Source organism: Thermoleptolyngbya oregonensis NK1-22 (assembly GCF_032705245.1).
Lineage (GTDB): Bacteria > Cyanobacteriota > Cyanobacteriia > Elainellales > Elainellaceae > Thermoleptolyngbya > Thermoleptolyngbya sichuanensis.
Genome location: NZ_CP053540.1, coordinates 1,281,335 through 1,302,561, shown reverse-complemented (window position 1 = coordinate 1,302,561; position 21,227 = coordinate 1,281,335). Strand labels below are relative to the sequence as shown.

Here is a 21,227-nt window from a genome sequence, read left to right as displayed (position 1 = left end):
GGAATGGCGTGATCCAACCCAGAGGCGATTTACAGGTTGTTACATCGGTTGGACTAATACCCAGGATTGATGCGCCTTACGCGAAACAGCCGGAGGTCGTGGGACTTCCGGCTGCGGGTAGAGGCAATCTTAATAAAAACCATCAAAGCAGGCCGTTAGATCCCTGCACCGTTCAGAAATTCTTCAATCACGCGATCGCTCAAGCGACACTTGGATTTAACCTCAACGGCTGGCGCGTGTTGCGGCTCGGCTTCTGCATCAGACGGCACGACGAAGGCAGCAACCAGCGGGCGATGCTCTGCTGCGGGAATGGACAGATGCGGCGTTTGCGCCCGTTCCCGTTTCAGGCTTTCCATCTGCTGTTCCAACCCTTCGATGCGATCCAGCAGGGCGCGAATCACCTCAGCTTCCGAGTCGGGGAGGCGGTTGTGTTCCAGCGGATCGACCCGTTCGCCACCGCGATACACCACCCGTCCAGGCACACCAACCACCGTGCAATCGGCGGGCACGTCGCGCAGCACCACAGACCCCGCACCAATTCGCACGTTATCGCCAATGTTTAGGTTGCCCAGCACCTTTGCGCCCGCGCCGACGACCACGTTTTCGCCCAGCGTCGGGTGGCGCTTGCCGCTTTCTTTGCCCGTGCCGCCCAGGGTCACGCCCTGGTAAATTAGCGCGTAGTTGCCTACGATCGCCGTTTCGCCAATGACCACCCCCATGCCGTGGTCGATAAACACGCCGCTGCCAATCTGTGCGCCGGGGTGAATCTCGATGCCCGTCAAAAAGCGGGCCAGATGGGAAATCAAACGGGGCAAGAAGGGCAGCCGCATCTGATACAAACGATGGGCAAAGCGGTGCATCAACAGGGCTTGCAGACCGGGATAGCAAAAGAGAACTTCTAACCAGTTTCGAGCGGCAGGATCTCGCTCAAAGATGACGCGAAAGTCGGCGATGAGTGTCTCTAGCACTAGAAATTAACTCCGATCTTTTCGGAAAGTTCATCCCTTATCTTAACGTTCTGGGGTAAAGCTTTGATAAGCCCCAGACGGGGGATTCTTGGGAAGGATTTTGAGCCGATAAAAGGGGGGCGATCGCCCGTCCAGGGTCTTGCTTAGCTGCTTAGCAATGCCTGCTGCTGAAGCTTGAGCAATTCGCCAATGCCCGTTTCGGCAATATCCAAAAGCTGGTTAAGCTGAGTCCGGCTAAAGCTGCCTTCTTCGGCCGTGCCTTGTAGCTCGATCAGGGCCAATTCTTCCGTCATCACAACATTGAAATCAATCTCCGCCGCCACATCTTCGGGATAGTCCAAATCCAGAAAGGCTTCGCCGTGCAGAAGCCCCACAGACACCGCCGCGATCTGATGCCGCAGGGGTGAAGCCTCCAGTTCACCCGTGGACAGGAGATGGGCGATCGCATCACACAGGGCCACATATCCTCCGGTAATTGCCGTGGTGCGGGTTCCCGCATCCGCTTGCAGCACGTCCGCATCCACCGTCAGCGTCCGCTCCCCCAGCGCCTTCATATCCAGCGCCGCCCGCAAACTGCGCCCAATCAGCCGCTGAATCTCCTGCGTCCGCCCCGACAGTTTCATAAATTCCCGTGCCTGTCGCTGGGGTGTGGCGCTGGGCAACATTCGATATTCCGCCGTCAGCCAGCCCTGGCCGCTGCCTTCCAAAAACTTCGGCACACCGGGCTGCACCGTCACCGTACACAAGACCTGGGTTTCGCCGCAGTGCGCCAGCACCGACCCCGCCGCAAATCGGGTGAATCGCCGCTCAAATCGAACCGGACGCAGCTCATCTGCCTGCCGCCCGCTGGGCCGTGTCCACGCCATAAAACCATTCGCCTCCAAGAACCTTCATCAGAATATCAGTCTGGTTTGCCTGGGTCAGGTTCGGCAGGGTCGGCGGTTTGAGAAGCCCAGCGGGTGAGACGGGAAGCCACACCGTTGAATCGAGCGATCGCCTCACAACCTAGCGCATGATGGAAAGGCTTGAATTTCGGGCAATCTAACGATGGTTTGCCAATTTCAGTTTTAGGATTGCTTAATGATTGGTAGACTACTGCTGAACCAGTCCTGCACCAAAAGTGTCCTGAAGGATTTTCAAATCGTCCATTCGTCCTGGTTAGGATGGAGATCAGCGGCACAATGTCCGCTCGACAAGTTTCCCAAACCGCAACTTTAGACCGGAATATTTAGACTGGAATATTTAGACAAGTTCATATCTACAGTCCATATTTTTACGAGATGTGCAACTTTGCCGATTCCCCTCACCCTAGATCCCTCTCCCAGAGCGGGAGAGGGACTTCGAGCCTCTCCTTCTCCCCTTCTCCCGTCCTGGGAGAAGGGGTTGGGGGATGAGGGCAGCGTGAACGTTGCAATCGCGTTATTTTTCTTGATTCGATTCCTTTTGGTTTGCCGGATCTAAATTCTTCCCAGATTTAGTCTTCCCAGATTTAGAATTTCCCAGATTTAGATTTGACCGATTTAGACCTCTGCATCATGACGGAAGCCGTCAAAGGGTGAACCTATGCCGCAGCAGTCCTGGTATGACGACGAATACGATGAGCTAGAGCCGGTTCATGCCATCGTGTCTGACTTGTCCGATGCAGACGATCCGCAGTCGCAGTTTTATCGCGGGCTAGCGGGACGCAGGGGCAAGGCAGCCCTGGCAATGACAATTGTGTGGAGCAGCACAATCGCCCTCCATCTTGTTTCCTGGGGGGCGTGGGTGGTGTATGGTCTAACGGCATTGATGGGGGTTCACATCTTGCGGCTGATGGCAGCCCGTCCCCGCCCCCTGCCCCACCCGCTGACCAGCAACAACTCGGCGGATCTGCCCTTCGTATCGCTGATGGTGGCGGCCAAGAACGAGGAGGGCGTGATTGGGCCCTTGGTGCGGGCGCTGTGTGAAATCGACTATCCAGCCAGTCGCTATGAACTCTGGGTGGTGGATGATCACAGCACCGATCGCACGCCCCAAGTGCTGGACAAGTTGAAAAGTGAGTATCCCCAACTGAAAGTGCTGCGGCGCGGAGCCGAGGCCAGCGGTGGCAAGTCGGGCGCATTAAACCAGGTCTGTGCGCTGGCAAAGGGCGAAATCTTTGGCGTGTTTGATGCCGATGCGGACGTGCCTGCGGATCTGCTGCGGCGGGTGCTGCCCTTGTTCCAGTCGGCGCGGGTAGGCGCAGTGCAGGTGCGAAAGGCGATCGCCCAGGCCACCAACCATCCCGATTCGGGGAATTTCTGGATTCAGGGCCAGGTTGCTGAAATGGCACTAGATGCGTATTACCAGCAGCAGCGAATTGCAGTAGGCGGCATTGGCGAACTGCGCGGCAACGGTCAGTTTGTGCGGCGGGCAGCGTTAGAACGCTGCGGCGCGTGGAACGAAGAAACCATTACCGATGACCTGGATCTGACCATTCGCCTACACCTAGACGGATGGGACATCGACTTTTTGCCCATGCCTGCGGTACAAGAGCAAGGCGTAACGCGCTTGGGCGGGCTATGGCATCAGCGCAACCGCTGGGCGGAGGGCGGCTATCAGCGCTACCTCGACTACTGGCGCTGGATCGTTCGCAACCGCATGGGCACTCGCAAGACGATGGATCTGCTGACGTTCTTCATGTTTCAGTACATCATGCCGACGGCAGCGCTGCCGGATCTGCTGATGGCGATCGCCCGCAGTCGTCTTCCCATCTTTGGCCCGCTCACCGGGTTCACGCTGGTCATGTCGATGGTGGGCATGATGATCGGCCTGCGCCGCTTCCAGACCCGCACCGAAGCCAAGGCAGAACTAGAAGACGTGCGCCGCGGCCGTGCCTACCCCGGTTTTTCACTCCTGCTGCAAACCCTGCGCGGCGCAATTTATATGCTCCACTGGCTGGCGATCGTGGCCAGCACCACCCTCCGCATGTCCATTCGTCCCAAGCGCCTGAAGTGGGTAAAAACGGTGCATCATGCCAGCGACGAGCTTTGGCTAGAAGAAGGGTAGCGGAACGTTCCAGACACAGGGTTCAGCGTTTTAACGCCGCTCCCCTGCCCCCATCCGACCAGGCGAAACGCTAGTATCTTTACAGAACGTTACAACTGTCCAGCGGCTTTTCTACCAGCAGCTTTTCTATGAAATGCATCATCAATCGTCGGGCTGAGTTTTCGGCTAGCCATCGCTATTGGCTACCGGAGCTAAGCGAAGACGAGAATCGACAACAGTTTGGGCTATGCGCCCAGGCCCCAGGACACGGGCACAACTACGTGCTGTACGTGGCAATGGAGGGCGAGCTAGATGACTATGGCATGGTGCTAAACCTGTCGGACGTGAAGCAGGTGATTAAGCGAGAAGTGACGAGCCAGCTTAACTTTGCCTATCTCAACGACGTGTGGGACGAGTTTCAGCAGACCTTGCCCACGACGGAACATATTGCACGGGTCATCTGGCATCGCCTCGCGCCCCACTTGCCCATCATCAATATTCAGCTTTTTGAACATCCCGAACTCTGGGCCGACTACACAGGAAACGACATGGAAGCCTACCTCACGATTAGCACCCACTTCAGCGCAGCACACCGTCTGGCGCTGCCGCACCTTACCCTAGAGCAGAACTCAGAAATCTACGGCAAGTGCGCCCGAATTCACGGTCACGGCCACAACTATCACCTAGAAGTGACGATTAAGGGCGAGATTGATCCGCGCACGGGCATGATCGCCGATCTGGTTGCCTTTCAGAAGGCGGTCGATGAACATGTTGTGGAACCGTTTGATCACACGTTTTTGAACCACGACATTCCCTATTTTGCAAAGGTCGTGCCTACAGCGGAGAACATCGCTGTCCACATTCGCGACCTGCTGGAAGACCCGATTCGGGCAATCGGCGCAAAGCTGCACAAAGTCAAACTAATCGAAAGCCCAAACAACTCCGCCGAGGTCTATGGGCTGCCTGTGCAGCAGAGCGGGTTATCGCAGGCAGAGGAGCCAGCGCTGGCGAAGGTGTAGCTCCTCTCTACTCTCATTTCCTACTCTGCCGCGCCGCTGCCGATGGCGGGCTGGGTCAGCACAGGCTGCGGGCGGGTTTCGGCTTCGACCGTATTGCCAGGGGGATTTGTGGCAACCCACAGGAGGGCGCTCGTAAGGATGCCGCTGACGCTGATCAGGGCGATCGCCAAATAATTCACGCGCGATCGCAGTCGGGCAATCTCCTGACGATAGTCCTCCATCACCGCCAGTGCCGCCGTGCGGGGCATCATTTCGGACTCCTGGAGCGAGATCGAGGAAGCCGCTACAACAGGCGCTACAGGCGCAACGGAAGCAACGACGGTAGAATGCTCAACCGGGCGGGTGATGGGGGACGCATCGGCTACCAAGTGCAGCGTGCCGTTCTGAGTCATCGGCGCGACGGGCTGGGCAGATCGGGCGATCGCCGCTTTGCCGTTCGTCTGGTTCGTCTGGTTCGTCTGGTTCGTCTGCAACTCCCTGGGCTGCAACTCCAGCGCCACGGGGCTATAGGTTGCTTCGTCAGGCGAGATGGGCTGGAGCAGCGGCGCAGAGCCTTCGGACAGCAGGGCCGTTTGATCCGGAGCCACCGCAGCAGGCTGCGCCACCTCAGCGTTTGCCGTCGTTACAGTCTCTTGCAGTTCTGCCTTGACCGCTTCGGCAGCGGGTTCCGCTGGCTCCTCTGGCTCAAATTGAACCTTGCTGTACAGCCATTCCGTCAGAAGCTGGGGGACATTTTTGTGAAACCAGCGGATGGCGATCGCCGTAAAGAGCGGTTTCGACAATCGCGCCGTGCCCTTACCCAAACGGTTCAGCGGGCGAAAGGTCAGCTTCTGGTTGATCAGGTTCACTGCGCCCACGTCATACAGACAGCCCAGAACCAGCTTGACGGTCGCCTCTTCCCGATGAAACAACTGCTCCAGCAGGAACAGCACGTCGTACATCCGCTGTTTTTCGCGCTGAATTTCTTCGGGCGACTTGGGCACCTCAGCCAATTTTGCAGAAGCGTTAGGTTTTGTCATCAGAAGCCCCCATTGGGCGATCGCTCATGTTTCCAAAATTTTGGGCAGACTCGCGAACAGCTAATCCAGCGCAACCAGCCTATGGCTTGCCTGATGCACCAGCGCTACTCACCAGTATGCCCAATTTCAGTATGCTTGGGCGGTTCTGATTTTTCCTCGACCCGACGATACAGCAAGGGGTTGACCGCGCTCTCACAAAAGGCAGAAATTCAGCCAATTCACCTCGACGGTCCTAAACCTTGGGGCTGAAGACCTAGCGGGCGCGGGCGATCACCGTGCGGTGGCGCGGCGTGTTGCAGGTGATGGTGGGCGGCTCGAAGCCTGCTTCGACTAGGGCTTGCTCCAGATCGAGCGAAAAGTATTGATCCAGGTATGGCTCGGTGCTTTTCAGCAAGGTCAAAATGTAGGGCGGCATCTTGGCGTAGATTTCCGAGCGGGGGTTCATGTCCATTAGGGCAAACGTGCCGCCGGGCCGCAGCACGCGCCGCGCCTCCTGCAAAATCTGCACTGCCGCAGACTGGGGCAGTTCATGGAAAATCAAAAACGCAGACACCAGATCGAAAGAGGCATCGGGCAAGCCCGTCTCTTCTGCGGCGGCGTGCAGCCAGCGGGGCGCAGGCGCATCGGGTTTTGGCCCCATGACTTGCAGCGTGTGCAGGCTGTTGGGCTGGCGACCCGTGCGGGCCCGGTGGCGGGCGATCGCCAAAAAGTAGGGCGACAGATCCACCCCCGTCAACGCCGCCTGCGGATAGAGGGATTGCAGCGCAAAGGTGCTCATGCCCACGCTGCATCCCAGATCTAGAATGGCCTGAGGATCTGCCGGGCCTTGCTCTTTCAAAATGTCCAAAAAGCTCTGGCGGAGCCGCGTATCGCCCTCTGCGCCGCCATCAGGCCAGATGCGAGCGTGAACCGCGTGGGCTGCTACTTCCACCTCCATCGCAGGCTCCCAGCCCAGGTTGCCCTCTTCGTAGGCATGGAAGGAACAGCAGTAGTAGTCAGGATACACCAAATCGGGATTTTGCACCGCCGCCAGGTCTTCTTCCCACGCTGGCGAAAAGGTCGTGCCCTCGCCCCGCGCCCGCAGCGCCTGCACTTCCTGTCGCCAGTACACGCCGATCGCCTCTGCCCGCTTGATCATCATGTTGCGGGCGTTGTGCTTGGCCAACAGCGCCAGGGGCTTGATTGACAAAATCACATTGACCAACCGCGAAGTCAGCGGCAGCGGGGCAGATTGTGAAGGAAGAGCAGCAGTCATGGACTAAACCTGTGATATTCCCAATGAGATGACTAAGAGGGGGTTTGAAAAGGTATCGCCTGTAATGTTAAGCACTCAGAGATCCCCCCTAGCCCCCCTTAAAAAGGGGGGAACCGCCTTAAAGTCCCCTTTTTAAGGGGGATTTAGGGGGATCTTGCACACTTTGCTACAAACAGTAGGACTTTTCAAACATCTAAGAGTTCGATTACTAAGCTGGATGGCGCTGGATCGCTAAACCCTGGATACTAAGCCCCAGATACCTAGTCCTAGATAAACACGGGCCAACGTCATCCCAGGTAAAATTCTAGTCCCAAACGCCCTGCAAATACCGGATCGCTGCGTACCGCAAATTCGCGCTGCATGGGCGATCGCCCCAATGCCAAAACCATGCTTTAGCGAACTATCCCATCGGGCAAGTTTCCATTAAACTCTTAGCAGGATTTGCATGGTAGCACTCGACACCAGCGGCAACACCACCTCAGCAGGGACATCTGCCCACTATGCCCTCTTCTGTTTCTGTCTGCATTCCCACCTATCGCCGCCCCGATCTGGTGTGCGAAGCGGTGAGGTCTGCGCTGGAGCAAGAGTATCCCAACCTGGAAGTTTGGGTGAGCGACGATTCTCCCGATGACCTGACGGAGCAAGCGCTGGCAGACTGGATTGCTAACCGAAAGGTGCGCTACGTCCACAACAAGCCCGCACTCCGCCAGGCCAGGAACGTCAACCAGCTTTTTCATCTGGCCACAGGCGACTTGCTGATTTTGCTGCATGACGATGATTTGCTCGTGCCGGGGGCGATCGCCAAACTTGCGGCCTGCTTCGAGGCCGATCCATCCATCAGCGCGGCTTTTGGCAAGCAGTATTGGATGGATCACCAAGGGCGTGTAGACCTTTCAGCCTCCTTGGCGCTAAACGCAAAATATCGCCGAGTCGCGGCGCGGGCGGGGCGGCAATCTTGCCCGATGGAGTCGGCGCTGGTGGCGCAGTTTCCCAACGACGGGTTTATGGTGAAAACGGCGATCGCCCGTCAGGTCGGCTATCGGGATCGGGCCGAGGTGGGCAGCGCCTGCGACCTAGACTTTGGGCTGCGGCTGGCGGCAGTGTCCGAAGCGTTCTATTTTCTAGATGAATACACAGCCAGCTATCGCGCCACGGACGAATCCATCACCGCCACCCAAAACTATACGCACCTCACCTTTGACCTGCTGCGGCGGGTGAGCCTGCCGAGAGAACTGGAGCCAGTCCGCCTGGTGCAGTTGCAAAAATACGCTACCCCAGCGGTCAACTGCTGGCTCTCCTTGGGCGATCGCCTCTCTGCCTTGCAGGTCTATTGCTCAGCGGGCTACGGCTGGCGAAACCGACTCTCGCTCAAGGGGCTAGCACAGGGAGCGCTACTGCTCTGCCCACCAGCCCTGAGCCGACGCTTGGTTGCACCCCTGCGCGGGCTGCGAGATCTGCTCAGCGGTAGCCTCCCTTCCCCATCCCTCGCCCGGAAGTGCTAGGCAGACTGCAAGTCCGCAGACTGCAAACCCCTGATATCAGCCGCAAGGATTCGCCGCAAGGATTCGCCGCAGGAGCAACCGTGCATCCTGGCAGCGACCACTAGTGGCGACGATCCGCAGCGTCAATCCTTAACCAAGACTTTCAAATCCTCAATCATCAGCGCCAGCAAATTCACGCTGTCGATCTCTGTCGCCACCCAAGCGTTCGCGCCCGGTTTCACCTTGTGGCGATTGTCTAGCAGCGTCTTGCCCCGTGTCCATTGTCCCAAGATTTCGATTTCTACCTGCCCCCGGCGAAAGCGCAGCGTTTCGGGATAGAACAAATACGCCAGCGTTGAGGCATCATGCACCAAAAAGCCCTGCTGCCCCTCGGTTTCGCGAAACGCCAGCGCCGTGCCCACCATGAATTTGCACAAGCCCATTACAAATTTAGAAATCGGGCTAGTCGGCGCGACCTCCATCACCTGCTCTGCCATCGCTGGCGTAAACACCACATGGCGCGTCACGTCCAGCGGCAGCACGATCAGATTGTCGCAGGTCGCAAAGACCAACTGCGCCGCCTCTGGATCGTAGGCAATATTGAACTCGGCTTCCGGCGTGATGTTGCCCGGAGCCGCAAACGCGCCGCCCATGATGACGATTTCTTTTGCCAGCTTTAGCACACCGGGCGACTTTTTCTCGGCGGCGGCCAGGTTGGTGAGTGGGCCAATGGCGATGATCGTGATTTCTCCTGGAGCCTGCTTCAGCTTTTCGATCAGCACCTCGTCCGAATAGCGGGCCGCTTCATAGCTCTGGGCGGGTTCCGGCAGCGTGTGCGACAGGTTGCCCATGCCGTCTGCGCCGTGGATATCGCCCGCATCTTCGGCATCGCCCTCCGAACCGCCAATCACGCCCCGCGCCACCTCGATCGATTCATAGCCGCACAGCGCCAGCAGTTTCGCCGCCGCCGCAAAGGTCAGCCGTGCGTGGACGTTGCCATCCACTGCGGTCACAGCCACAAGTTCTGCGAGTCCCTGTTTAACCAGGCTCAGCAGCCAGAGAAACGCGAGGCTATCGTCGCCGCCGGGGTCGGTGTCTAGAATCAGCTTGGGGGTGGAGGTTGCCATAGGGGTTCAGAAGGGTTCCAAAAGTATGCCAGTAGGATAGTTTCGACTGCGTTGGGCCGATGCAACGCCAAATTTGACTCCAAACCTACCAGAATTGCTTTGAGAGTTTTGTTGATCCACGGAAGTTTTTAGGTTTTGGATTTTGGATTTGGGATTTGGGATTGCTGTCCATAGTTATGGACGCGCTGGGTCAGGGACAAGGTTCAACTGCCTGTCTTCAATCCCTGGGTTAAGTTTTGCGATCGCCCATAGTCATCCAGCAAAACCCTGGCGTAACGTGTGGACAGCCTGGATTCAAGCTTAGATTCAAGCCTGGATTCAAGCCTGGATTCAGCAGTTCACCCAGCATTCACCCAGCATTTGAGGCAATTGCCCTATGCCCCGCCCCTCTATGGTTTTGTCTTGCGATGACGGCGATCGCCATTCAACCAGGGCGATCGCCCCCGTGCATCAGCCAGCCGCCCCCGATTTTGAAGGGCTGGTGCGGGATGACAGATCGACAAGCAGTTCGCTGGAGAGCGCCCAAGGGTGTGCAGCACAGGCTCGGCAGGGACATGGGGCGGCAGTCTATGGCGGCGCGGCGGCAGCTAGAACCGCAGCGGCAACGCTGGCCACGCTCTTGCTGGTGGGATCAGGTATCAACCAAGCCGTACTGGCTCAATCGGTCTCCCAGTCCGTGCAGCCTGCTCGGAACACCCGCGTCACGCGCCAGGGCAATCGGCTGGATATCTCCGGCGGGCGGCGATCGCGCGATGGTCGCAACCTGTTCCACACCTTCCGCCAGTTTGGGCTGAGCCAGGGCGAAATTGCCAATTTCCTCTCTACGCGGGAGGTTCGCAACATCCTCGCCCGCGTCAATGGCGGCAGCGCCTCGCTGATCGACGGCATTTTGCGCGTATCGGGCAGCAATGCCAACCTGTACCTGATGAATCCGGCAGGCGTAATTTTTGGACGCAATGCGCGGCTGGATCTAGCGGGTTCCTTTACCGCCACCACCGCCAGCGGCATTGGCTTTGCCAACGGCTGGTTTAGCGCCGTGGGCGACGCAAACTACGATGCGCTAGTGGGGAATCCACAAAACTTTGCCTTTGCCATGGCCCAGTCGGGGGCGATTGTGAATGCAGGCGACCTGGCCGTTGCACCAGGCAACCACCTGACTCTGCTGGGCGGCACTGTGGTCAACACAGGCACCGCCTCCGCGCCGGGGGGCATGGTAACGCTCTCCAGCGTACCTGGCCAAAACCGCGTGCGGATTAGTCAAGCGGGCAGCCTGCTCAGCCTGGAGATTCAGCCCAGTGCCTTTCGCAACGGCCCCAACCCGCTGCCCTTGACCCCCGCCAGCCTGCCCGCGCTGCTGACGGGCGGCAACGTGACCCACGCTACCGGGCTAACGGTCAACCCAGACGGCACGGTGTCGCTGACGGGTTCGGGGCTGGCACTACCCGCCGATGCGGGCACAACGATCGCCAGCGGGCGGCTGGATGCCAGTTCCCCCAGTGGCACGGGCGGCGCGGTGAATGTGCTGGGCGATCGCCTCGCGGTCGTCAATGCCGAAATCAACACCAGCGGCGCGACGGGCGGCGGGCCAATTCAGGTGGGCGGCGGCTATCAGGGACGGGGAAGCGTGCCCAACGCCCGCCGCACCTATGTCAGCGCCGACTCCAGCCTGAATGCCGATGCGATCGCCACAGGCAACGGCGGCCCGGTCGTCATCTGGTCAGACGAGGCCACCGCCTTTTCGGGAACGATCCGCAGTAGAGGCGGCAGTCAGAGCGGCAACGGCGGTTTGGTAGAAGTGTCGGGCAAGCTCAGCCTGGGATTTGACGGCACGGTGGATGCCAGTGCGCCCAACGGTCGGGCGGGGACGCTGCTGCTCGATCCTTTGAACATCATCATCAGCGACCTGCCCAACTCTCCGGGGGTCGGCGCTGCCCTGCCAGACATTTTTGCCAGTGAGTTTCCAAACCAAACCATCAACATCTCAGCCGATTCTCTGCTTAATTTTGGCGGCGATATTATCCTGCAAGCCACCAACGATATCACCCTCATCGACGGGCTGGATCTGTTCCTCGACGATACGCCGGGCATCGGCACGATTCAGTTTGTTGCGGATGCAGATAACAATGGCGCAGGCAGCTTTAGCATGGGCACCAGCAATACCCTGACAACCGGGGGACGCAACTTGCTGATTTCTGGTGCATCGATTCGGGCCGGAAATCTCGACACGGGCGGATTTCTCTTTGAGACTACAGGCCAAATCAGCCTCCGGGCATTAGGCGACATTACCGCAGCACGGCTGAGTACGCAGAACTCGCTGGGCTTTGGCGCGGGGCCGGTAAACGTCATCAGCGAGCTGGGCAATGTCGCAGTCGAGTCGATTGATACTCGCAGCATCCCAGGGCCCGAAATTCCCTCTGCGGAGGGCGCAGGCGGGAATGTCACGCTGAGGGGCGATCGCGTCCAGGTAACGGGCATTATTGCAGACGCGAGCCTGTCCGAAGCAACCAGCATCGCCACCCAGGGCAGCAACCCCCTGAATAACGGCACGATCACCATCACCCACGCAGGCGGCCCCGATAATTTCGATTTTGTGGTGGGTGCGGCGGGAACTCCCAACGGCACTCGTGGCAGCCTCTCGACCGGGAACAGCAGCATCAGCAGCAGCCAGTTTCCAGTCGAGTTCAACGGCAGCATCAACACAACCACGCCTGGAATCACTATTAATTCTGTCAACAGCGCCCCCAACCTCGACATTCTCAATTCCAACCAGGGGTCGGGGCAGCAGGGGCAAACGATTCAGATTTTGGTCAGTAACTTAGGATTGTCGGGGAGCGATGCTGACCGAGATACGATTGGTTTTCAAATTGCGGCGATCGCCCCCGGAGTCAGCATCACCCGCGACGGGTCGCCCGTCGGGGTGGGAACCGTGATCAGCCCCAGCGACAGTCTAGACGTGACGCTGCCCAACACAGGCAATGACCTGACTTTTCTGCTAGACGTGTTCAGCGTCGTTGCAACCGACCCCAATGGTCAGGGCGGTGTTCTCAGTCGCTCCCCCGCTCGCCCGGTGCAGGTTAGTGTCCAACCCAGACCGAATAATGGCGGCAATGGTGGTGGTAACGGCGGCGGCAATGGCGGTGGTAATGGCGGCGGTAACGGCGGCGGTAACGGCGGCGGTAATGGCGGCGGTACGGTACGTCCACCTCGGCGCAACAGCACTGACAATGAATTCAACGAGGGCGAGGACGACTTTGGGGACGGCTTTGAGGACATCGGCGTGATTGGGGAACCCTGGCTTCCCAGCATCGAACCCGATATCTACTACTTTGAGGATGAATTCAGCAGCGAGTTTATTGAATTTCTGGGGCTAGAGGCGACGCGGCCGCTGTCGCTGGCCGATGGACGGGCGATCGCCTATGCCATCGAACAGGCCACCGGAGTCCGTCCTGGTTTCGTCTATATCAGCTTTGTGCCACCCCAGTCGGGGCTTTTGCGCGAAAGCGTGCCGCCCCAAGACACCGATCAGCTTGAGCTAGTGGTCGTCACGTCGCAAAACAACCTGATTCGCAAGCGCGTCGAGGGCGCAACCCGGGCCCAGGTGATGGCGATCGCCCAGGAGTTTCGCAACGAAGTCACCAATCCCGCAAACGTGCTGAACACCCGCTACCTGCGGTCGTCCCAGCAGCTATACCAATGGTTTGTCGCGCCCATCAAAGCCGAGCTAGACGAGCGCGAAGTCGAAAACCTAGTATTCTTGCCGCCGGCCGGTCTGAGAGCCTTGCCCTACGCCGCGCTCCACGATGGCGAACAATTCCTGGTGGAGCAATACAGCGTCGGCCTCATGCCCAGCCTCAGCCTCACCGACACGCGCTACGTCGATATTCGCAACACCCAAATGCTGGCAATGGGCGTGTCCAAAAGCACGCAGGGTCAGGCCCCCCTGCCGTCGGTGCCAGTCGAGCTAAACGCGCTGGTGCTAAAGCTCTGGCGCGGGCAGATTTTTCTAGACGAGCGCAGCACCCTGGCCAACCTCCGCGCCGCCCGCCAGCAGCAGCCCTTCGGCATCATTCACCTCGCCACCCACGCCGACTTTGTGGCGGGCAACATCGGCGCGTCCTACATCCAGTTCTGGGATGAGCGGCTAGGGCTGGATCAGGTAAAACAACTCGGCTGGAACGACCCGCCCGTCGAAATGCTGGTGCTGAGCGCCTGCCGCACCGCGTTGGGCAATGAACAAGCCGAACTGGGCTTTGCCGGACTGGCTGTGCAAACGGGCGTAAAGACCGTCGTCGCCAGCCTGTGGTATGTCAGCGATGCCGCCACCACTGCCCTGATGACCCGCTTTTATGAAAACCTGGCCACCTCGCCGATCAAGGCAGAGGCGCTACGCCAGGCCCAAGTCGCGATGGCGCGGGGCGAAGTGAGCATCGACGAAGCGGGTCGCCTGCGCGGGCTGGGCAGAGTCGGCGACCTGATCTTACCCGCCAGCAGCAGTAGCGAACTGCGCGGACAAGCCCTGTCTCATCCCTACTATTGGGCCGCCTTTACGATGATCGGCAATCCCTGGTAGCAGAAAAGGTAGATCCACAATTCGCACCAGGCTCCGGCTAGTTTTGCTTCAGGCTGCGCGGCAAGGTCGATGTCGATTTGCCGTTGCGGCGCACCACAGTAAATTGCTGCAAGGGCGCAAGCTCAATGCCGCGTTCATAGCACTTGCCTTGAATATTTCGCCGCAGATCGGACTCGATCATCTCGTCATCGCGGAAGTTATTCGTAAACACATTGATTTCGTAAATCACACACTGCTCTGCGAACTCAATGTTCCGCACAAACGGCTCTGGTTCGGGCAACACGTCCTTCGTCTCTTTGGCTGCCTCAACCAAAATTTCGTAGGCTATTTGCCAGGGCACATCATATCGGAAACCAACTTCTACAAACACCATTGGCGGCTCGTCTGCTTCGTCTCTCATCGACCCGCCTTGGCGAAAATTGGTCACCGTCGTACCCAGAACTTCTGCATTGGGAATACTGGCGTAATAGTTTTTGTCAGTGAGGATTCGAGTCACCAATAGCCCTTTTTCAAGCACTGTCCCCGCCACGTCACCAATTTCCACTTCGTCACCGAGCTTAAAAGCGCGAGTATAGGTCAACAAGATGCCTGCGATGATGTTAGCAATTGCTGAACTAGAACCCAGCGAAATTAGGATACCCAAGAAGATTGAAATGCCCTGAAAGGCATCGCTGCCTGCTCCTGGCAAGTAGGGAAACGCAATGATTGCAAACAGGGCCAGAATCAGAATTTGGGCAATGCGCTCGGTGGGAACCGCCCAATCTCGATCAAAGCCTGGAATGCTGAGATCGCCCTTGTCTATTTCAGAAAAGACAAATCTGGAGAACCGCATTAAATAAATAGCGGCATATCCTAAGATGACCAGAAAAATCAGCTTGGGAAGGTATCCCAGAAAGCCAAAAAATAGCTGACTGAAAACCGAAAAAATAGACGAGAAAATGCCGATTGAAACAGATTGCGTTGCCGGAAAGAACGAGAGAACCGTATTGACAAAAATCGAGATTAGCGTCAGCAGCGCTATGATTTTAAGCAGCCCAGAGAACCGAATTAGATAGTTGGTGACCTGCTGTGCTGACAGAATTTCTCGGCTACCCAAACGCAGGGTGCGAATGCGGAATCGATCGGAAGATTCAATCTTTTGAACAATTCCTTTGAATAGACGATTAATCAGAGAGAACAGCAGCGCAAAGATGAGCGTAGCGATCGCCGTTTTGCCGAGTCCTGCTAGCAGCTTTTGGGGCGATCGCGTATTGCGATACTCAATCACGCCGTCTTTAATTTCTTCAAGATGCTGCCGCGCTAGGGCTTCTCGCGACATCTCAGCAACATTTGCATCTGCCTGGGTAACCGCTATCAGCAGATTGTCGCCTGCCAGAATTTGCGTCACTCCATTATTGGGCAGATCATTCAACCGAAAATCTTCTAGCGGAATCTGAGAATTCGTTGCCGCCGACCGAATTGCTCTGGAGGCTTCGGCGGCTCGTTCCGCGCGGGATTTTGTGCCGATCGAGGCTTCCACGTTAAACAGGGTTTTGCCGCCCAAGGTCACGGCTGCACCCTGAGGCACTCTAGACGCATCCTGTTGCCCAGTCTGCGGCTCATCCGCAGGTTCCTCTGCTTTCGGCTCTGATCTGGGCGCAAAGATTTCTAGACCATCAATCTCTAGCGCGTGGCTCGATGCATGAATCAGATGAACAGGGGCAACCTGACCATCAGCCAGCGGACTACTCGCCAGCGGACTACCAGCCAGCGGACTACTAGTTAGCAAACTACCAGCCAGCAAACTGGGAGCAGCAGCCCAAAGCAGCGTTAGAAGCAAGATGCTAAGCGCTTGCATCCCAATTTTGAGCCAAGAAGATCGGGCGTGCGATCGCCCGTTCCATGAACCCATCTTCCTAGAAGCGCTCCAGGGTTTCTTCCTTAAAGTCAGTTTTTGAAACAAACTTAAATTTCGCATCTGAATCGTATTTTGACGAAACAACCAGGCTGTCAATTCAAAAAAGTATTCTAAAAAGCCAGAGATAAAACAACTTCAATACGGACTAGAACCATACAGACTAAAACTTTGACAAAATATCCTCTTTAGCCGCATCTCATGCAACATAATTCCGTGCAACATCTGCTGCAACATCCGCAACATCAAGTTAGCCTTCAGAACCTTCCAAATCGCCCTGAAGTGTTACCTGGGTTACATCAATCGCTCACAGATTGCGCGTTTAGGGATGCCCTGAGTCACGTCTGGGTTCAGTTTTTGTAGTGTATCAAGTTATTATGCTGCGCGATCGCCTTCTGCCAATTTTACTAACCGCGCTGACCAGTCTTTTGTTTGCAGGCAGCTTCATTGCTGGAAAATTTACAACGGTCGAACTCAGTCCCATCCTGACAACGCTGCTGCGTTACCTGATTGCCCTAGTCTTTCTCTCTAGCCTGCTGATTCACTACAAAAAATCATCGCTACTGGTGCAAAAAAAGGATGTTTTTCTACTTGCATTGCTGGGCTTATTCGGCGTGGTCGGCTATCACTTTTTCTTCTTTCTCAGCCTGCGATATACGGCGATCGCCAACACTGCCATCATCAACGCCTTCAATCCTGTCATCACGGGCATCGCGGCGGCGCTGTTCATTCGAGAAAGGCTGACGCTGCAAAACTACTTTGGCGGGGCGATTGCCCTGGTGGGTGTGCTGGCGCTGCTGTCCAAAGGCGATATCGGCAACCTGATCGGGCTGCAAATCAACCGGGGCGACGGGCTGATGCTGTGCGCGGTGCTGAGTTGGGTTGTGTACTCGCTGCTGATCAAGGTGCTGAGTCAGCGCTATTCCGGCTTCACAGTCAGCTTCTATGCAGCCGGGTTTGGCCTGATTTGGCTATTGCTGCTGAGCCTGCGCGAAGATTGGGCCACCGTGGCGCGGCTCTCTCCAGCGGCGATCGCCTCCCTCGGCTACATGGGCGTGGGCGCATCAGGTCTGGGCTATTTTCTCTACAACCTCAGCGTCAAAGCCATCGGCCCCACCCGCGCCTCCAGTTCGGTCTACAGCCTCGTTCCCATCTTCGTAACACTGCTGGCCTTTGCCTTCTTTCGGCAGCCCATGACCGTTCTGATGCTGTTCAGCATGAGCCTGATTATCCTGGGGCTGCATTTTACCCTGAAATCTCGATCACGCGGCTGACTGGCGAAACTGCCCCGTGCCCCGGAGCGCATCCAGAAACACAAACACAGCGGGCGGATGCAGCACGTTTGCCAAGACCGCAGCACCAATCACCCGCTCCAGCGGCACCGGGAGCGATCGCACCTGCACGCCATCTGGAATCGGCAGCGCCGCCAGTCGGGGCAAAATCGCCGCGCCCAAACCCTGCGCCACCATGCTGACGATTGTGGAATCTTCTTTGACCTCGTAGGCGACCCGCAGCGTCTGCCCCCAGCGCTCCCAGTGATCGCGCACGGCAGAGGTACATTCAGCATAGTTGTACAAAATAAACGACATCCGCGACAGAACCTCCCAAGTGATCGGCTCCGGCACCGGTCTGCGGCCAGGCGGCAGCAGCACCACAAACTCATCTCGCCCGATTTCCCAAGTATCGAACTCCTCAGACCGGGGCAGCGGCACCAGCCCAATATCCACCGCGCCTTCTCGGAGAGCCTGCTCCACTGCCAGCGGGTCGTCTTCCGTCAGCGTCACTTCGATCTGAGGAAAGCGCTGGCAAAACTGGGCAATTCGCGGCGGCAGCAGGTGGGTCGCCGCACTGCGAAAAGAAGCCAGCCGCACGCGCCCGCCCTGCAACCCCCGCGCCAGGTTCACTTCATAGTCAATCCGTTCTCGCGCCTGCAAAATCTGCTGCGCCTGCACCAGCACCCGCTCACCAAGCTGCGTCGGGTGTGCCCCAAACCGTCCGCGGGTGAGCAGCGACACACCCAATTCCTCCTCCAGCGCGGCGATCGCCCGACTCACAGAAGATTGCGACACATCCAGCTTGAGCGCTGCGGTCGAAAAGCTGCCCAGTTCGGCCACGGTCACAAACACGCGCAACTGGTCAATGTTCATAAAAGTTCATAGAAGTTCACGAAAACCGTCCACCGCTCTGCCCCTAATCTGACACACGGTGAAATGGTATAGCACGGGAAATTTGACACATCCATCCGCTTTTTGCATAGATGCAACCCGCCTTAAGTTTTGTATCTGTCAAAAGCCCTGCGTTAGGGTAGCCGAAACGCAGCGTTGCAATGCAATAGCCCTTCTTCATCGCTAACCCACCATGTTTGACCTGATTTCCTACCACAAATTCCGCGATACGCCCAGCGTTCGGTTTTTCGACATCACCATCGCCAATTCCAACGCCCGCGACCTCGTGTTTCATGAGGGCCCCGCCGTCAGCCCCAACAACAGCGACAACGGACACTGGCAGTTTTACATGCATCCCAACCAGGAAGACAACCTGCTGGCGCTGTCGGGGGGTCGCACGTTCTATCTGGTGAACTTTTCCTGGGATTACCCATTCCATATCGTGCGGCTGGAGGCCAACGGCGAGATTTTGCGGATTCCGCCGGGGACGTTTCACCGCTCCGTGTCCGATCCCCACGGCTCCCTCGTGCTAAACCAGGCCGTGCGAACCGCCGCCGCAACCGTGGAAAGCGAGTTTCGAGTCTACAACAGCGGCGAGATTCCCCGGCTGTTGCGCGTCACGTCGCAGTCTGCGCCACCCCCAAGAATGCACGGCTTTGACCGGGTGCAACTGCGGGTCGCCTAGCTCAAAAGGCGACTACGGCTACTACTTATGACCACTTTGACCACTAAGGGCGATCGCGGCTGATGTGTTGCCCATGGATATTGACCATATAGGGCACGATGTCGGTAAACAGAGCCGCAGCCCAGCGATCGCCACTCATCCTCTGGTTCACAGTTGAATTTGATTGAACTAGCCTCAGGTCATCAGTTCGCCATGCACCGATACCAAATGCTCAGCCAGTTTGCTGAGGCGCGATTCTAGGTCGTTCTTGCGGGTCACCAGTTGGCGCACCTTCTGGCAGCGGGCGATCGCCAGACTCACCTGGGGCACGCGCTCCGGCGGGCACTCCCGCGACCACACCTTGCCGTCTGCATCCAGCCCACAGAGCCGATAGCCCGCTCGCGGAGACTTGTGAATCATGCCATCGGGCGCAGCGTCGCAAATCGTTTCCACGTAGCCCATCAGCGCGTCGATTTCTGCATGGCGAATAAACTCAGCCTCTGGCGGCGGCGGGGTAGTGGGCTGCGACTCTAGCCAGCCGTCGATAATCGGCCCCTCCATGTGCAATTCTTGAATTTCAAGCTGAAGCCGCTGGAGTTCTCGCTGCCAGCTCAGCAGCGTGCCCTCGATCTCCCGCAAAATGCCCAGCGCCAGAGCAGGGTCTGTGGCATGGCGCGGCGCAGCTAGGGGCGCAAACGGAAAACCCGACAGGTCAGGCGTGGCAGGCGCGGCGGCTGATGAACTGGTTTGAGCGCGGGTCGGGGAAATGGGCGCAGACCCGCTTGAGGAGGCGTTTGGGGACACAGCGGGCGCAAGTCCCTGGGAAAGGCGGGAAGAAATGGTGTAAGAAACCGTCGGCGCAACAGGATGGGGGCTGGGGGCTACGGCGGGGCGATATGGCTCCGCAACGCCAGCATGATCGCCCTGTGATGCAGGCGGAAGCTTGCCGCCAAACGGCAGTTCGAGCAGCACAGGCGCGGCGGGCTGGGTCGCAGGTTGCGCCACCGATTCCGCCACCGATTCCGCGACCGATTGCACTACAGACTGCGCCACCGATTGCGCCACCGATTGCGCTTCTGGGGAAACCGTGGACTGCGCCCCTGGCCGATCCGCTCGTGGCCCTGCCTCTGGCAGCGTGTCGAGCTGATTCAGCGTGGCTTCGATCCGTTGCAGTCCAGATTTCATGATGGGCGGGGGAAAGCGGCTGTCGCCATTCTATCGAGGAATTTTGGCAACGGAATATGCTAAAAAGATTCTTCGCAACGTTTGCACCCTTTTTCTCGCATTTTTCCCGTCCTCTCACCGCAGAGAATATGCCCATTACGCAGAGAATATGCCCATTACGCTGATCACGGGTCCTTCTCGCTCCGGCAAGAGCGAATGGGCAGAGCATTTAGCGCGATCGCGCTCCGGTTCCGTGATCTACATTGCCACTGCCCAGCGCCGTGCGGACGATGCCGAGTGGCAGGCCCGCATCGATCAGCATCAGCAGCGTCGCCCCGCCGACTGGACATGCCTTGAGGAACCCGTGGATCTGGCTGCTCTGCTGGCGACTGCCGCCGCGGGCGAGTGCTGGCTGGTGGATGCCCTGGGAACCTGGCTGGCCAATGTGCTGGAGCAAGACGAAGACACCTGGCAGAGTACGGTTGCCACGCTGCTGGCTGTGCTGCGATCCAGCCCTGCGGATCTGATCTTGGTGGCGGAAGAGACGGGCTGGGGTGTGGTGCCGGCCTATCCGCTGGGACGTATCTTTCGCGATCGCCTCGGTTCTCTGACCCGCCGCATCGGGGCGATCGCCCAGTCGGTCTATCTGGTCACGGGCGGCTACGCGCTGGATCTGGCGCAGCTTGGGGTGCGGCTGCCGGAGCCTGATGAGGCAACCGAGTGATTGTTAGAGTAATTGTTAGTAGGATCATCCCTAAAACCTTAAGAAACGCTTCGGTTTTACGAACCCTGTCGGCTGATGGATGCCGATAGGATGGACGTATAGAGACAATGGAATTCAGGCCATTAAGGTCAGGCCATTAGTAACTAAGGCCATTAGAAGAATCGCAGGCTA

The 21,227-nt window shown here is 57.9% G+C and carries 17 protein-coding genes; 7 read left to right on the top strand and 10 right to left on the bottom strand.

All coding sequences use genetic code 11. The features are described from left to right. Window positions 1-155 precede the first annotated feature (155 nt). The 3 genes from cysE to HNI00_RS05605 all read right to left on the bottom strand — a co-directional run bounded on the left by cysE (window position 156) and on the right by HNI00_RS05605 (window position 1,970). Window positions 156-968 (bottom strand): serine O-acetyltransferase, encoded by an 813-nt coding sequence (gene cysE, locus HNI00_RS05615; protein WP_420156249.1) that lies wholly within the window; start codon window positions 966-968, stop codon window positions 156-158. 143 nt (window positions 969-1,111) lie between these two features. Next, window positions 1,112-1,834, bottom strand: a complete 723-nt coding sequence (rph, locus tag HNI00_RS05610) for a ribonuclease PH (protein ID WP_316791440.1) — start codon at window positions 1,832-1,834, stop codon at window positions 1,112-1,114. Beyond that, complete coding sequence (locus tag HNI00_RS05605) at window positions 1,797-1,970, bottom strand: hypothetical protein (protein WP_316791438.1); 174 nt, start codon at window positions 1,968-1,970, stop codon at window positions 1,797-1,799. Before HNI00_RS05605 ends, rph begins: the two co-directional genes overlap by 38 nt. A 561-nt stretch (window positions 1,971-2,531) precedes the next feature. On the opposite strand from HNI00_RS05605, the gene HNI00_RS05600 reads away from it, so the two are divergent. Both HNI00_RS05600 and HNI00_RS05595 read left to right on the top strand, forming a co-directional pair. Beyond that, entirely contained in the window at window positions 2,532-3,995 is a 1,464-nt protein-coding gene (locus tag HNI00_RS05600) for a glycosyltransferase family 2 protein (protein ID WP_316791436.1), read from the top strand. A gap of 128 nt (window positions 3,996-4,123) precedes the next feature. Then, window positions 4,124-4,993: a 6-pyruvoyl trahydropterin synthase family protein gene (locus HNI00_RS05595; RefSeq protein ID WP_316791434.1), complete on the top strand. Its 870-nt coding sequence runs from the start codon at window positions 4,124-4,126 to the stop codon at window positions 4,991-4,993. Window positions 4,994-5,013: 20 nt separating this feature from the next. Here the strand turns inward: HNI00_RS05595 and HNI00_RS05590 are convergent, their stop codons facing one another. Both HNI00_RS05590 and HNI00_RS05585 read right to left on the bottom strand, forming a co-directional pair. After that, window positions 5,014-6,012 carry a hypothetical protein gene (locus HNI00_RS05590; protein WP_316791432.1) on the bottom strand — a complete coding sequence of 333 codons (999 nt, stop codon included), beginning with the start codon at window positions 6,010-6,012 and terminating at the stop codon, window positions 5,014-5,016. Window positions 6,013-6,265: 253 nt separating this feature from the next. Continuing rightward, complete coding sequence (locus tag HNI00_RS05585; protein ID WP_316791431.1) at window positions 6,266-7,267, bottom strand: class I SAM-dependent methyltransferase; 1,002 nt, start codon at window positions 7,265-7,267, stop codon at window positions 6,266-6,268. A 500-nt stretch (window positions 7,268-7,767) separates the two neighbouring features. On the opposite strand from HNI00_RS05585, the gene HNI00_RS05580 reads away from it, so the two are divergent. Continuing rightward, window positions 7,768-8,769, top strand: coding sequence for a glycosyltransferase family 2 protein (locus tag HNI00_RS05580; protein ID WP_316791429.1), 1,002 nt, complete (start codon window positions 7,768-7,770; stop codon window positions 8,767-8,769). A gap of 122 nt (window positions 8,770-8,891) precedes the next feature. On the opposite strand, the gene HNI00_RS05575 is transcribed toward HNI00_RS05580, so the two are convergent. Next, window positions 8,892-9,875 carry a nucleoside hydrolase gene (locus HNI00_RS05575; RefSeq protein ID WP_316791427.1) on the bottom strand — a complete coding sequence of 328 codons (984 nt, stop codon included), beginning with the start codon at window positions 9,873-9,875 and terminating at the stop codon, window positions 8,892-8,894. A gap of 376 nt (window positions 9,876-10,251) precedes the next feature. On the opposite strand from HNI00_RS05575, the gene HNI00_RS05570 reads away from it, so the two are divergent. Further along, entirely contained in the window at window positions 10,252-14,445 is a 4,194-nt protein-coding gene (locus HNI00_RS05570) for a CHAT domain-containing protein (protein ID WP_316791425.1), read from the top strand. Window positions 14,446-14,482: 37 nt separating this feature from the next. Here HNI00_RS05570 and HNI00_RS05565 read toward each other — a convergent pair whose 3' ends face one another. After that, on the bottom strand, window positions 14,483-16,213 hold the full coding sequence (locus tag HNI00_RS05565) for a mechanosensitive ion channel family protein (protein WP_316791423.1): 1,731 nt from the start codon (window positions 16,211-16,213) through the stop codon (window positions 14,483-14,485). Window positions 16,214-16,701: 488 nt separating this feature from the next. On the opposite strand from HNI00_RS05565, the gene HNI00_RS05560 reads away from it, so the two are divergent. Continuing rightward, window positions 16,702-17,613, top strand: a complete 912-nt coding sequence (locus HNI00_RS05560) for a DMT family transporter (protein ID WP_316791421.1) — start codon at window positions 16,702-16,704, stop codon at window positions 17,611-17,613. Here HNI00_RS05560 and HNI00_RS05555 read toward each other — a convergent pair. Next, window positions 17,602-18,486: a LysR family transcriptional regulator gene (locus HNI00_RS05555; protein ID WP_316791419.1), complete on the bottom strand. Its 885-nt coding sequence runs from the start codon at window positions 18,484-18,486 to the stop codon at window positions 17,602-17,604. The genes HNI00_RS05560 and HNI00_RS05555 overlap by 12 nt on opposite strands. A 211-nt stretch (window positions 18,487-18,697) precedes the next feature. Here HNI00_RS05555 and HNI00_RS05550 point away from each other — a divergent pair, with 211 nt between their 5' ends. Further along, a complete protein-coding gene (locus HNI00_RS05550; protein ID WP_316791417.1) occupies window positions 18,698-19,189 on the top strand; it encodes a hypothetical protein in 492 nt (163 codons plus the stop codon). 43 nt (window positions 19,190-19,232) lie between these two features. Here HNI00_RS05550 and nrtS read toward each other — a convergent pair whose 3' ends face one another. Both nrtS and HNI00_RS05540 read right to left on the bottom strand, forming a co-directional pair. After that, window positions 19,233-19,340: a nitrate/nitrite transporter NrtS gene (gene nrtS, locus HNI00_RS05545; protein ID WP_316791415.1), complete on the bottom strand. Its 108-nt coding sequence runs from the start codon at window positions 19,338-19,340 to the stop codon at window positions 19,233-19,235. Window positions 19,341-19,363: 23 nt separating this feature from the next. Further along, complete coding sequence (locus HNI00_RS05540) at window positions 19,364-20,353, bottom strand: hypothetical protein (protein ID WP_316791413.1); 990 nt, start codon at window positions 20,351-20,353, stop codon at window positions 19,364-19,366. Between the two features lie 148 nt (window positions 20,354-20,501). Between HNI00_RS05540 and cobU the strand changes: the two genes are divergently transcribed. After that, window positions 20,502-21,056 carry a bifunctional adenosylcobinamide kinase/adenosylcobinamide-phosphate guanylyltransferase gene (cobU, locus tag HNI00_RS05535; protein ID WP_316791411.1) on the top strand — a complete coding sequence of 185 codons (555 nt, stop codon included), beginning with the start codon at window positions 20,502-20,504 and terminating at the stop codon, window positions 21,054-21,056. Window positions 21,057-21,227 lie beyond the last annotated feature (171 nt).